Below are 13253 nucleotides of genomic sequence, written 5' to 3' on the forward strand. Positions count from 1 at the left end.
TTAAGGTTAACTGCACGTTGCGCGTGAAAGTTTAAGCAACGCTTAAGTGCAGACCCGTTCGCGGCCCGCGCCGGCAACCATCGCTCAAGTCGTCGCGACGGCCTGTTCCAGCGTCACCGCCACGCCCGCTCCGGCCAGCCTGGCGCGGGTGGCATCCGGGTCGTCAACGAGCAGGCGAACGCCGAACTTCATCTCGAGCAGCGCCAGCGCGCTCAGCGCGGCGGTGTGCTCGAACATGTCGGTCCGTACCCGCTCGACGAAGCGGGCGCGCGACAGCAGCATCGGCCGCGTCGCCTCGTGCGGCTCCCAGCCCGGCACCCGGCGGGCGCCGATGCCGAGCACGAAGAAGTCGCGGTGATCGGTCCGGTTCAGCAGCATGCGCCCCGGTGCGACCGAGACCCAGAAGTCGCAGACATGGCCGGTCTCCTCGAAGGTCTCGCGCGCCGCGGCCATCTGCTCGGTCTCGTGGGCCTCGCGCTCGCCGGCCGGGAACTCCAGCGTGGTCGCCCGCAGCGTCGGCCGGTACTGCTCGACCAGCACCAGTTCGCCGTCGGCGGTCATCGGCAGCGCAACGACGCCGTCGCCGCAGACCAGCCGGTAGTAGGGCGGGTCCATCGAGCCGTCGCGGTCGGGCACCGCCTCGATCGAGAACCAGGGCGTGGAGAACGCAATCGTCATGGTGCGGCGCGGGTGTGGCGGTGTCGGGCGGTCAAGCGACCGCTGCCGGCAGATCGCCGGTTTCCGCCAGCGCCGGGCGGCCCTGCAGGAGGCGAATGGACGACACCTCCAGCCTGCTCGCCTCGCCGTCGGGGGCGAGGTCGCGAATCATCAGCCACTCGGCCTTCGGCGACATGATGGCGAGGTGCACGCACTGCAACCCGTCGTCGGCGACGACGCTGGGCGCTTCGAGCATGGTGCCGTCGCAGACGACGCCAATCTGGATCTTGCCGGCCAGAACCCGGACGTTCGCCGTGATCCATAGCGGCGCCTCGGCAAAGGCACGTGCGACATAGCCGGTATCGAGCGGAATCAGCGTCATCCGCGGCGCGCGTTTCGCCGCGCCGATATCGAGGCCGCCGGGCAGGGCGCGCGCATCCCGGTCGGGAAATTCGCGCACGGTGCGATACTGCGGCAGGGGCACGTCGAAGCTGTCGGGCGGCGTCGCCTTGCCGTTGTCGAACCGGGTGGCCAGCCCGACCAGCTCGGTCGCCAGGTCCAGTTCATAGGCGTCGCCGCGCGCAATCGGCAGGGCGCAGGCGATCGCCCGGTTGACCCCGGCCGGCATGTGGTGCAAGGGGGCCAGCTCGGCGACAAGAGCCTGCAGTGCCAGCGCATCGAACGCCAGATCCGCCGGCTCGGACACGTCGGGCAGCAGGGCCGGCGACAGCTCGCGCCTCAGCCGCACGTGCAGCCGCGCGTACCGTCCGTCGTACAGGGCTTCGATCAGTTGCCGGCATCGTGCCGTCGGCTCGACCTGTGCCGGGGCAAGCAACGCTGCCGCGGATGCGCTTTCGGAAAGGTCGTAGCGCAGGATCGTGCCGTTGCGGGCCCGCAGCACATTGGCGTGGCGGCCGGTCGGAAGCCTTGCGTCCACGAGCGAACCGTCGTCGCCGAACAGCTCGGCGGAGATCCGCCGGCGCAGGAATTGTCGCTTGTCCTCGATCGCCGGGCGCGTTGCCGTGGGCCAGAGCTTGCGCAGGATGCCGGTGGTGATCGAGTCTTTGAAATACGAGTTGTAGAACGCGATATGCCGGATCACGGCGTCGAACAGACGGCGCCGGAACTGCTCCCAATCCTGCGGCGGCTCGCCCACGTCGGAGAGGGCGGATTCGACCAGCGCGCAGAACGCGTCGAAATCCGCACGAAAGCCATCGCGGACGAGGCACAGCCGCTTTTCCTGGAACCGGTTAGCATTGTTGCCCTCATGCAGCCCGCGAACCACCGACAGCCGGTCGATCACGCCGATCTTGCCGCCGATCGCCATCAGCAGCGAATGCAGCGGCTCGCCCAGCACCTCGTCGCGCTTAAATATCTCGAACGCGCGGCAGGCATCCTGCTTGGCCTTGGTACGCCAGGTGGCGAATTCGCCGCTCCAGAAACTCGCCAGGTGGCCGGTGAAGCGCTCCAGCGCCGAGTCCTGCTCGACGGCCCAGTTGTGGCCGACGCTCAGCAATGCTTGGTCGGAATCGTAGCCGAGATAGGACAGCCGGCCGGCACAGGCCGCATGGCCGGGCCGGTCGCGCAGCCAGTCGACTGCATGGCCGATGAACGCAGGCGCAATGAAATCGTCGTCGGCGCAGAACGTGACATAGGGTGTGTTCACCGCCCGGGCGGCGACCTCGTGCAGGTCGATCACCGACAGCGCGTGGTCGCACAGCATGTGTTCGACCGCCAGCCCGCTCGCCGCGATGGTCCGTGCGTTGCGCGCCTTGACCGCGTCGCTGCTGGCATCGACCAGCAGTATGCGACCGACCGAGACATCGGACCGCAGCAACCGCAGCAGGCGATAGACGTAGGTCGGGCGCTCGTAGGTGGTGACGAGAAGCGTATGCTCGTCTCGCAGCGGGTCGCTCATGACGGTCAGGCCGCCTGTCCGCGCCGTTTCTTCATCAGCATCTGCGTTTCCACCGCGCCGGGCAGGTGGTTGGGGCCGGCGTCGTGGATGATCGACGTGCCGGATGCTTCCAGCCGGAACGGGACCTGCAGGAAATGGCGCAGCGCGTGGCAGATCGACTGCCGCGCCGACGGCGGCGCGTCGAACAGCATGAACCCGGAGTTGCCGGCGCCGAGCAGCTTGCCGCCGACGGCGCCCGCGGCACGGGCCGTCTCGTAGATGTCGTCGACCAGCGATGTGCTGACCTGCCGGCTGAGCGAGCGCTTCAGATGCCAGGTCTCGTCGAGCAGCCGGCCGAAATCGTCGAGGCTGCCGGTGACCAGCAGGTCGCGGCCGATCTCGACCATCGCCATCATCTTGCGAACGACCGCCTGCTTGGCCGACAGGTTGTCGATCACGTCCTTGGCGACCTGGCCGCCGAGCCGGCTGACGCCGGTGTAGAACAGCAGCAGCCGTTGCTCGATCGCGCGCTGGCGCTCGGCGGAAAGGATCACCGGCTCGATGTCGATGGTGCCGTCGGTGTTGAAGCGGAACACGTTCAGCCCGCCGATCGCGGCGGCCATCTGGTCCTGGCTGCCGACCGGGTCGCCCATCACGTGCTGCTCCAGCTCGATCGCCTTGGCGGCGAGCTCGCGCTGGGTCAGGCGCTGGCCGCGGAGCGTCAGCAGCGCGTTGATCAGGCCGACGGCAAAGCTTGAGCTGGAGCCCATGCCGGAGCGCGCCGGCAGGTCGCCCTGGTACTGGATCTCCAGCCCGGTGTCGTCGTCGAAGCCGAAGTGGCGCAGGCCCTCGCGCACCGCCGGGTGCAGGATCTCGGAGATCGAGTTGACCTGCTCGATGTGCTTCCAGACCACGCGGTGGCGCACGCCGAAGAACGGCGGCAGGAAGCGGCAGCTGATATAGCAGTACTTGTCGATGGAGGTCGACAGCACCGCGCCGCCCTCGCGCAGATACCATCCCGGATAGTCCGAGCCGCCCCCGAAGAACGAGATGCGGTACGGCGTGCGCGAGATGACGATGGACATCACGCCACCTGTTTCATCGGCTGCGGGATCGCGCGGCCGGCGATGCGGTCGCGGTGGTAGTCGAGCAGGTCGGCGAGAGTCTGGCGCATGGCGATGCGCGGTGCCCAGCCGGTCTCCTGCTGGAACTTGTCGATCGACGGCACCTGCAGGGTGACGTCCGACGGGCGCAGGCGTGCCGGGTCGACCCGGTGCTCGATCGGCACCCGCGCCATGCCCTTCAGGGTCGCAAGAATCTCGCCGACGGTCGTCACCTCGCGGCCGCCGATGTTGTAGACCTCGCCGGCCCGGCATTTCTCCAGCAGCAGCCAGTAGGCACGCACGGTATCGCGCACGTCGGCGATGGTGCGCACGCTGTCCAGGTTGCCGACCAGCACCGGATTGGGCCGCACGCCCGCCTCGATCTCGGCGATCTGCTTAGCGAAGGCGCTCTCGGCGAAGACGTCGCCGCGGCGCGGGCCGGTGTGGGTGAACATGCGGGTGCGCACGATGTGCAGGCCGTAGGACAGGCCGTACTGCAATGCCACCATGTCCTCGCCGACCTTGGAGACGGCGTAGGGGCTGGCCGGTCGCATCGGGTTGTCCTCGCGGATCGGCAGCTCGTCCTCGCGCACCTGGCCGTAGACCTCGGACGACGAGCAGATGTGGATGCGCGGCCCGCCGTTGTCCCAGGGCCCGCAGATCCGCACCGCATCCAGCAGGTTGGTGGTTCCGATGACGTTGGTGTGCAGCGTGTCGGCCGGGGCGCGGAAGCTCTGGTCGACATAGGACTGCGCGGCCAGATGGAAGATCCGGTCGGGCCGCACCGCGCGCATCAGCTCGATCAGCGAGTTGAGGTCGCGCAGGTCGCCCTGGTGCAGGGTGACGCGGTCGAGGATGGCGGCGATGTTGTCGCGCGGGCTGCGCCAGCGGATGAGCCCGTGGACTTGGCAGTCGGGATGCTCGGCAAGCAGGTGTTCGGCCAGATGGCTGCCGACCATGCCGGTGATGCCGGTGATCAGGATATTCATGCCGCAGCATCCTCCCTGAGGAACGAATGGGCGCGGAAGTAGTTCTCGGGCGTGCCGATATCGAGGAACGCCGCCTCATCGACCCAGCCCGCGAGACCCTTGCCGACCATGGCCGGCAGCACGTCGCGCTCCAGCGACACCACCCGGTCGGCAGGAATGCCCGCCAGCACCGAGCGCGAGAAGACATAGGCGCCGGCGTTGACATAGCCGGGCCCGATGCCGGCCTGCTTCTCGCGGAACGCCACGATCTGGCCGGCGTCGTCCAGCGTGACGCCGCCGAAGGCCTCGCGGTCCTCGCGCCACGCCAGCAGCATGGTGGCCTGGGTATTCGGCCGCGTCGCATGGGCCTCGACCAGCTTGCGCAGGTCGGCGCCGGAGAAGCTGTCGCCGTTCAGCACCAGCACGGTGCTGGCTTCCAGAGCCGGCAGCGCCTGCCGCAGCGCGCCGCCGGTGCCGCGCAGCGGCCAGTCGCGGATATAGCGCAGCCGGGCGCCGTGGCAGCTCGCGCCCATCTTCTCCACGATCATCTGCGCGCCATAGCCGACGCACAGCAGCACGTCGCGGATGCCGGCGCGGGCGAGATGGGCGATCTGGTAGTCGAGAAAGGGCCGGCCGTTGATCTCGGCCAGCGGCTTCGGCCGGTCGGAGACCGCCGACTTCAGCCGGGTGCCGTAGCCGCCGGCGAGGATGATCGCGGTGGTCGCGACGAGCGGGTTGGTCTTGGCCATGATGATGCTTTCAGGCGGCCGCGGCGACACGGCCGGGGCCGTCGCTGCGATACCAGGCGATCGTCTGGGCGATGCCGGCGTCGAGCGGGGTTGTTGCGTGGAAGCCAAGCAGCCCCGCCGCCTTGGCGGTGCTGAACTGGCGGGCGCGGATGGTGCGCGGCTTGCTGGCATCGAAGCGCACGTCGGCATCGGCATAGCCGTCGACGTCAAGCGCGGTCTGCAGGATCTGCCGCACCGAGACGCTGGTCCCGCTGGCGATGTTGACGGCGAGATGCTGCGCCGGGTGGCGGAAGGCCGCGAGCAGGCCGGCGACGAAGTCGTCGATGTAGATCAGGTCGCGCTCGTCGAGGCCGTCGCCCCAGACCTCGAGCGGGTCGTGCCGCTCGATCACCCGGCGGATCAGCGCCGCCGTGACGTGGCTGGCGCCGAAGTCGAACTTGTCGCCGGGGCCGTAGACGTTCGACGGCCGCACGATCACCGTCTGCATCGCCGGCGTGATCTTCTCGGCATAGGTCCGGCACAGCACTTCGGTGTAGCGCTTCATCCAGCCGACCGGGAAATAGACGTCGGGCGGGTCGGCGAGGAACATATCGTCCTCGGCGAGCGGCCGGTCGCCCAGGTCGGGATAGGCCGCGCCGCTGCTGACGAACAGGGAAGCGGCCGACGCCGGCCTGGTGGGCGGCCTCGAGCAGGCCTGCGTTCATGAAAACGTTCGGGTTGACGTGGACCATCGGCGTCCGGGTCATCACCGCGGCGCCGGCGGTGTTGGCGGCGCAATGGATGACCGCGCCGACGCCCTTCACCACCGCGGGGCTTGCGGCGGGATGGGTCAGGTCGGCGCGAACCCAGTCGACCTGGGGATGGTCGAAGGCCGGCGGCCGCTTGCAGTGGTGCGCCCGCACGCGATGGCCCTGGGCAGCCAGGGCACGGGCGACCGCGCCGCCGATGAAGCCGGTCGCGCCGGTGACCAGGATGGGGTGGGGACTTGTCATGCTGCTGTGCTTCGCGGGTTCTGGTGGCGGACAGCCCGGCAGGACGGCGGTGTGGACTGCCTTTGAGGCAATCTGTCGAGCCTAGGGTTAAGTTTGTCCTAAGCCACCGCCGCCTGTGCGCCGGCATCGGCGAGCTCCAGCAGCTGGCGCGCCAGCGGCGTGCCGCGGGCGGCATCCATCACCGCCGCGACGTCGCCGGCATGGGTGGCAAGAAGCGTGGCTTCCTCGGCATTCACCGTGATCCGACCGTCGGCGCTGAATCGCATCCGTGCCTTTACCCGCAGCCAGCGGCGAAGCATCAGCCCGGCCAACCGAGGCCGGCCGAGCCGGTCCGCCAGACCGACGGCAAGCGGGAGATAACGCAGCGCGAAGACCAACGCGTCGCGCGCACAGGCGAGATAGAGGCCGAGCGCGCGCGCCTGCACCGCGCTTTCGTTGCCGAGGTTGATCGACAGCAGCAGCACATATTCCAGCGTCTCGGTGTCGCGCGGCGCGAAGCCGACGGCCGCCGACATCCGCCGCAGGGCTGTCGCCGCGTCCTGCCGGCGAAAGGCCAGGAAGGCCGCCATGGCGGCGGCCCGCGCCCGCAGCGCGCGCTGCGCCCGGCCGTCGGGTGCGGCGGCGGCGCATCGTGCGTGCGCGGCGTCGCCGCCGGCGAGGACGTCGCGCATCAGTGCGTCGACGAAGGGAAATCGTCGAACTCGTGGGTCAGGCCGATCAGATAGGGCCGCCGGTCCAGCGTCGGTGCCGCGCCGTCGGCGATCGCGGCCAGGACCCGCTCCGCCAGCCGATGGCGGTTGCGGGCCAGCAGGAAGCGGCCGATCTCGAACCAGACCGCCAGGCTGTCCGGTGTCGCTTTCCGCGCCCGGTTGAGCGCCTGCATGACCCGGCCGCGAACCCGCGCCCGGCCGGCATCCTGCAGCCTTAGCAGGTGGGACGAGGCGTCGCCGATCGCCGCATAGGCGGCCGCGGCGATGCGCTCGGCGACCTGCGGCATGGCCGGCGGTCCGTCAACGGTTGCGCGTACCGCCGAACGCAGCAGCGTCGCGCGATGCGGCCCTTGATAGCCGGTCAGATGCACGAACTTGACCACTGCGCAGCCTGCCTCGGACCGCGCCGGCGCGCGCACGCGGCGGCGTGCCGTCCACGATCTCCTCCCAGCGCAGCCCGCTGCGCACCATCGCCGCCAGGAACTGCAGGTAGCGGCGCAGGCGCAGCACGCCGGCGGCACCGCTCGGATAGGCGCGGTCGAGTGCGGCGCCAAGAGCCGGCGCGGCTGGTCGAAGGCATCGCGGTGTGCCGGATAGGCCGCCAGTGCGGCTTCCACGTCGCGCGCGACCCGGCCGTCGCGGTAGGGCAGCAGCCCGCATTCCGCGCTGTCGAGCAACAGCGGCAGGGCGGAATGCTCCGGCGCCAGCACCAGCGTGCCGCGCACCAGCGCGTCGACCTGGCGGCCGAGCAGGGCGTGGCTGGCACGCGACGAGGTGAGCGCAAACTTCGCCTGGGCAAGCAGGCCGAAATAGGTCGGGCGGTCGAAGGCGCGCCCGAGCAGCCGCACGTCGTGCCGGTCCGCGACGCGGGTCGCCTCGGTGTAGCGGCTGTGCTTGTCGGGGAAGAAGGCGCCGTCGATGCTGCCGGTCGCCAACAGGTCGATCGGCCGCGGCGTCGCGGCGAGGCCGACGGCGAACGGCGCCTCCGGCAGATCGGTCAGCGCCGCCACCCGCTGCAGGATTTGCGTGCCGGTGCGATAGCCGAGCTCGGCGTGGTCGCCGGAATTGCCGGTCAGGATCACGTCGATCGCGTCGAGTTCGCCGCCGCGGGCGGCCCAGTAGAACTCGATGTCGGTGGTCAGCGCCACCTTCGGCGCGGGCAGCTGCAGGATCGCGCGCGGCAGGATCGACAGCTGGTCGATCAGCACCAGCTTCGGCATCGCGCCCAGCACGCGCGCCAGCGCCTCCGGCGGCGTATCGATGCCGATGCAGATGTCGACCTGGCCGGGATTGTGGCCGACGACGGTGACCGCCGTGCCGAAGCTGCGCTTCAGCCGGTCGGCGAACGCGTTCCGTACCGCGCTGGTGGTGTAGTAGAGCAGCGGACCGTCCGGCGCGCCGCGTGCCGCCGCCAGCAGGCCGATGCCCGGGTGCGACGGTGCCACGGCCGCCAGCCGCCGGCTCCAGCGATCGGCGGCGGCGTCGCCGCCGGTCAGCCAGCTGGCCAGCGCCGCCACGAACAGCGTGACCGGCGTGGCGCAGTCCGCCGGCACGGCGTCGAGCCCGGCGGCTTCGTTGCCGGCCATCGCCAGCGCGGCCGCGCGGATGTCCGGCCGGTCGGCGGCGAGCCGGATCGCGGACAGGAAGTCGGCGGCGCGCAGCGCCTGCAGCGCGCCACCGTGGCGCGCAAGCATCGCCTCGGGCGAAATCCGATAGGAGAACATGGGTTATGGATGCGCGGCCGGGCTTTCGGCTTGGTTAACCACGACGGCCGCGGCGCAGAGCGCTCTGCCACGATCTGCGGAATTCGAGACTTCTTTGAGACAGAATCGAAACGAATTGTCTTTCGCGTTTACGGACCGATCAAAAGTTGTGGGGCAGATATTCGTCATGCGTGGGGCACTGGGCGACTGGTGAAGGCATGGATCAGTTTTTGTTAGATCGGTCTGCGGGTGTTTGGCATAAGTTCCAAATGAACCCGAACGGGAATGCCAAGACGGTGACGCGCCTTCCGATGCTCTCCCGCTCCGCGTCGGCGCCCGTCATCGCCGTTGTCGACGACCGCGCCACCAATCGCGCCGTTCTCGGCCGTCTCGCCGCCAGCCTCAGCCCGCGGGTCCAGGTCCGCCCGTTCGACAATCCGGTCGACGCGCTGGAATGGATGGCGACGTCCGACGTCGACCTGGTCATCACCGACTTCAAGATGCCGGCGATGAACGGCGCCGACTTCATCCGGCGCCTGCGCTCGCTGCCCAAGTGCTACGACGTGCCGGTCGTCGTCGTCACGGTCTATGAGGAGCGCGAGCTGCGCTACAAGGCGCTGGACGCCGGCGCCACCGATTTCCTGATCAGCCCGCTGGACCACCGCGAGTTCCGCGCCAGGGTCAGCAACCTGCTGATGCTGCGCCAGCAGCAGGAGATCATCCGCCGCCGCGCCGCCAGCCTGGAAGAGCGTCTGCAGCTGACCAACCAGCTGCGCGCCGACGAGCACAGGCTGTCCAGCATCAAGATCAACGCCATCGTCGACGCCTTGCCGGCGATCGTCACCGTGCGCACCGGCAACGGGGTGATCGTGCTGGCCAACAAGGCGTGCCGCAACCTGTTCGGCCGCGACATCCAGATCGTCGGCCGGTCGTGGAACGACCTGCGCGCGCTGATCGACGGCAGCGACCATTCGCTCTACGACGAGCGCATCCGCCGCGGCGAGCTCGGCTGCTCCTTCGAGGAGGAGATGGTCGATGCCGGCGGCCGCCGCGCCGTGTTCATGACCAGCAAGGTGCCGCTGAAGATCGAGCCGGAGAGCGAGGTCCACATCCTGACCGTGTCGTGGGACATCACCGACCGCAAGCAGGCCGAGCACCAGCTGCTGGCGGCGAAAACCGCGGCGGAGGCGGCGAACCGCAGCAAGAACGAGTTCCTGGCCAACACCAGCCACGAGCTGCGCACGCCGCTGAACGCCATCATCGGCTTTGCCGAGATCATCGCCTCGGAGCTGCTCGGGCCGATCGGCAACAAGCGCTACCAGGAATATTCGCGCGACGTGGTCGGCAGCGCACGCTTGCTATTGCAACTGATAGACGACATCCTCGACATTTCGCAACTTGAGGGCGGCAGGCTCTCGCTCAACGAATCCTGGGTGCATCTCGGCGACGTGGTCGCGGCCGTGGCGGGCGGCTTCGCGCTGAAGGCCGACGAGACGCAGATCGCCCTGGAACTCGATGTCGAGGAAGGCCTGATGCTGTTCGGCGACGAGCGAAGGCTGAAGCAGATCTTGAACAACCTGCTCTCCAACGCGTTCAAGTTCACCCCGCCCGACGGCCGGGTCACGCTGCGCATCGCCCGCGACGCCGCCACGTCCGGCGTGGTGCTGAGCGTCGTCGACACCGGCGTGGGCATCGCCGAGCGCGACCTGGGCACCGCGATGGCGCGCTTCGGGCGTATCGGCCACGCCGACCTGGCCGCGGCACCGGGAACCGGCCTGGGCCTGCCGCTGGCCAAGGAACTGGTCGAACTGCACGGCGGCACGCTGACGATCGAGAGCGAGGTCGGCGTGGGCACCCAGATCCGCATCGAGTTCCCGCCCGACCGCGGGCTCTGGCACGCGGAAAACGGGTCAGAATAGCGCGTCTGATGTTCAGCCTGGTCACCAGGAAGCTGCGGGAACGCCCGGACAGCGAGCACGAGCAGGCGATCGTCCGCCTGGTGCTGGTGTTCGTGCTGTGGGCGTATCTGTCGGTGATCGGCAACCTGACGCCGTTCGAGCACGGCTCCTACCTGCTGACCATGATCGTCGCCGGGGTCTATCTGGCGCTGTCCGTGGTCTATCTCGCCCTGATCTGGATCCGGCCGCAGCCTTCGCCGCTGCGCCGGCTGGCCGCGATGGTCACCGACATGACCACACTGGGGCTGGTCATCCACTTTTCCGGAACCAGCGGCGCGGCGCTCTATCCGATCTATCTGTGGATCACCTTCGGCAACGGCTTCCGTTACGGCAACCGCTACCTGGCGGCCTCCGCGCTGGGCAGCCTGGTCAGCTTCGCGCTGGTCTTCGCCTTCACCGATTTCTGGCTGGAGCGGCCGTATCTGTCGGGTGGACTGATGCTCGGCCTGCTGGTGCTGCCGGCCTATGTCGCCAGCCTGATCCGCAAGCTGACCGAAGCCAAGGCCCAGGCCGAGGCGGCCAACGTGGCCAAGAGCCAGTTCCTGGCGACGATGAGCCACGAGCTGCGTACGCCGCTGAACGCGATCATCGGCATCGGCGGGCTCCTGCAGAAGACCTCGCTGAACGCCGAGCAGAGCGACATGACGCGCACCATCGGCGCCTCCGCCCGCGCGCTGCTGTCGCTGATCGACCGCATTCTCGACTTCTCGCGCATCGAGGCCGGGCGGATGCCGCTGGAGGTCGTCGACTTCGACCTCTACCGCGAACTCAGCGACCTGGAGCGGATGATCCGGCCGCAGGCCGAGGCCAAGGACCTGGCGTTCCAGGTTCTGGTCGATGCGCATACGCCGTACCGCGTCCGCGGCACCACCGCCTGCCTGCGCCACATCGTCACCAACCTGGCGGCGAACGCGGTCAAGTTCACCGAGTCCGGCCATGTCCGCATCGCGGTCTCGCCGGTCGAGGTGGCGCCGGAGCGCGCCCTGCTGCGCATCGAGGTGATCGACACCGGCATCGGCATCTCGGAAGAGGCGGTCGACCGCATCTTCGACCAGTTCACCCAGGAGGACCAGGCGATCGCACGCCGTTTCGGCGGCGCCGGTCTCGGGCTGGCGATCTGCAAGCAGCTGACCGAGCTGGTCGGCGGCCGCCTCGGCGTCGACACCAAGCTGGGCGAGGGCAGCCGCTTCTGGGTCGAGCTGCCGTTCGGCCTTGCGGCCGCGAACGACAGCCGGCCGGCCGCGGTGACGCCGATCTGGGTCGGTACCGCCGTTCCGGCGCAGGCCGAGGACGTGGCCGCCGGACCGGTCGTCGCCGTCGAATCGGTCGAGGCGGCACTGGCCCAGCGCGACAGCCTGGCCGGACGGAGCAAGGCCGCGGTGATCGTCGAGCCGGCGGCGCGCTGCCGCAACCATGCCCGCGAACCGCTGGTGGTCGCCGACGCGGCCTTCGAGGCGCGGGCCGGGGGTGCCGGGTGGAGCGGCATGCGCTGCATCCTCACCGGGCCGGCCGATGCGGAGCAGTTGGCCAACGCCGACCACTTCTGCCGCACCTTCGGGCGCGGCGAGGGCCGCGCCGATGCGATCGGCCCCGACCAGGATGGCGCGGAGGCCGTGCCGACCCGCATGCTGCGCATCCTCGTCGCCGAGGACAACCCGGTGAACCGGCGCGTGATCGCGATGATCCTGCGCCGCGCCGGCCACCAGGTCGACCTGGCGGTGAACGGCGACGAGGCGTCCGACCTGCTCGGCGGCGCGCGCTACGACATCGCCATTCTCGATGTGAACATGCCGGGCATCAGCGGCGTCGATGTGGTCCGGCTGTTCCGGTTCCAGGAACTCGGCAGCCAGCGCACCCCGATCCTGGCGCTGACGGCCGACGCCACCGAGCAGACGCGCGAGACCTGCCTGGCCGCCGGCATGGACGAGGTGCTGACCAAGCCGGTCGAGCCCGACGCGCTGCTTGCCTGCGTGCACCGGCTGACCGCGACGCCGGTCCGCGCGGCGCAGGCCGAGGATTATGCCGCCGCGCAGGACCGCGATGCCGCCCAGGCCAGCGTCACCGACCTGACCGCGCATCCGCGCTTCCGCGCCGGTCAGACGCCGGTGATCGATCGGCCGGCGGTCCAGGCGCTCAATGACCTCGACACGACCGGCGTGTTTTTGCGCGAAGTGATCGACGAATTCCTGGCCGACGCGGCCCAGCTGATCGAATCGATGGGCCGGTCGGCCGACGAGCGCGACGTGGCCGCGCTGCGCGACACCGCCCATGCGCTGAAGAGCAGCGCCGCCCATGTCGGCGCGCTGCGCATGCAGTCGATCTGCTCGGCGTTCCAGCGCGCCAGCCGGCGCGAGAACCTGGCGATCGCCGGCGAGACCGTGGAGACGCTGCGCCAGGAACTGGAGACGTACCAGCGGGCGATCGGCAGCGAACTGACCGGCATGACCGAGGGCGACCAGCGGCTGTAGGGGTTCAGCCGCGGTCCCCCGCATGCATCGGATGTCGCGCTCGGGCCC

At 69.6% G+C, this 13253-nt stretch carries 10 protein-coding genes and 1 pseudogene; 2 read left to right on the forward strand and 9 right to left on the reverse strand.

All coding sequences use genetic code 11. The features are described from left to right. Positions 1-84 precede the first annotated feature (84 nt). The 9 genes and pseudogenes from R3F55_04190 to R3F55_04230 form a co-directional block, all read right to left on the reverse strand. Complete coding sequence (locus R3F55_04190) at positions 85-678, reverse strand: NUDIX hydrolase (GenBank protein MEZ5666631.1); 594 nt, start codon at positions 676-678, stop codon at positions 85-87. A 31-nt stretch (positions 679-709) separates the two neighbouring features. Beyond that, positions 710-2575, reverse strand: a complete 1866-nt coding sequence (locus R3F55_04195; protein ID MEZ5666632.1) for a TIGR00180 family glycosyltransferase — start codon at positions 2573-2575, stop codon at positions 710-712. Positions 2576-2580: 5 nt separating this feature from the next. Continuing rightward, a complete protein-coding gene (locus R3F55_04200) occupies positions 2581-3639 on the reverse strand; it encodes a kinase (GenBank protein ID MEZ5666633.1) in 1059 nt (352 codons plus the stop codon). Further along, positions 3639-4646: a GDP-mannose 4,6-dehydratase gene (locus tag R3F55_04205; GenBank protein ID MEZ5666634.1), complete on the reverse strand. Its 1008-nt coding sequence runs from the start codon at positions 4644-4646 to the stop codon at positions 3639-3641. The genes R3F55_04200 and R3F55_04205 overlap by 1 nt, the downstream gene beginning before the upstream one ends. Further along, on the reverse strand, positions 4643-5374 hold the full coding sequence (locus tag R3F55_04210; protein ID MEZ5666635.1) for a nucleotidyltransferase family protein: 732 nt from the start codon (positions 5372-5374) through the stop codon (positions 4643-4645). Before R3F55_04210 ends, R3F55_04205 begins: the two co-directional genes overlap by 4 nt. 10 nt (positions 5375-5384) lie before the next feature. Continuing rightward, entirely contained in the window at positions 5385-6026 is a 642-nt protein-coding gene (locus R3F55_04215; protein MEZ5666636.1) for an NAD-dependent epimerase/dehydratase family protein, read from the reverse strand. A gap of 13 nt (positions 6027-6039) precedes the next feature. Further along, positions 6040-6366, reverse strand: a pseudogene (locus tag R3F55_04220) (NAD(P)-dependent oxidoreductase). A gap of 98 nt (positions 6367-6464) precedes the next feature. Beyond that, complete coding sequence (locus R3F55_04225) at positions 6465-7037, reverse strand: hypothetical protein (protein MEZ5666637.1); 573 nt, start codon at positions 7035-7037, stop codon at positions 6465-6467. Then, a complete protein-coding gene (locus R3F55_04230) occupies positions 7037-8800 on the reverse strand; it encodes a hypothetical protein (protein ID MEZ5666638.1) in 1764 nt (587 codons plus the stop codon). The genes R3F55_04225 and R3F55_04230 overlap by 1 nt, the downstream gene beginning before the upstream one ends. Positions 8801-9090: 290 nt before the next feature. On the opposite strand from R3F55_04230, the gene R3F55_04235 reads away from it, so the two are divergent. Both R3F55_04235 and R3F55_04240 read left to right on the forward strand, forming a co-directional pair. Continuing rightward, positions 9091-10698 carry an ATP-binding protein gene (locus R3F55_04235; GenBank protein ID MEZ5666639.1) on the forward strand — a complete coding sequence of 536 codons (1608 nt, stop codon included), beginning with the start codon at positions 9091-9093 and terminating at the stop codon, positions 10696-10698. A gap of 8 nt (positions 10699-10706) precedes the next feature. After that, a complete protein-coding gene (locus tag R3F55_04240; GenBank protein MEZ5666640.1) occupies positions 10707-13205 on the forward strand; it encodes an ATP-binding protein in 2499 nt (832 codons plus the stop codon). Positions 13206-13253 lie beyond the last annotated feature (48 nt).

Source organism: Alphaproteobacteria bacterium, assembly GCA_041396705.1.
In the GTDB taxonomy this organism is placed as follows: domain Bacteria; phylum Pseudomonadota; class Alphaproteobacteria; order CALKHQ01; family CALKHQ01; genus CALKHQ01.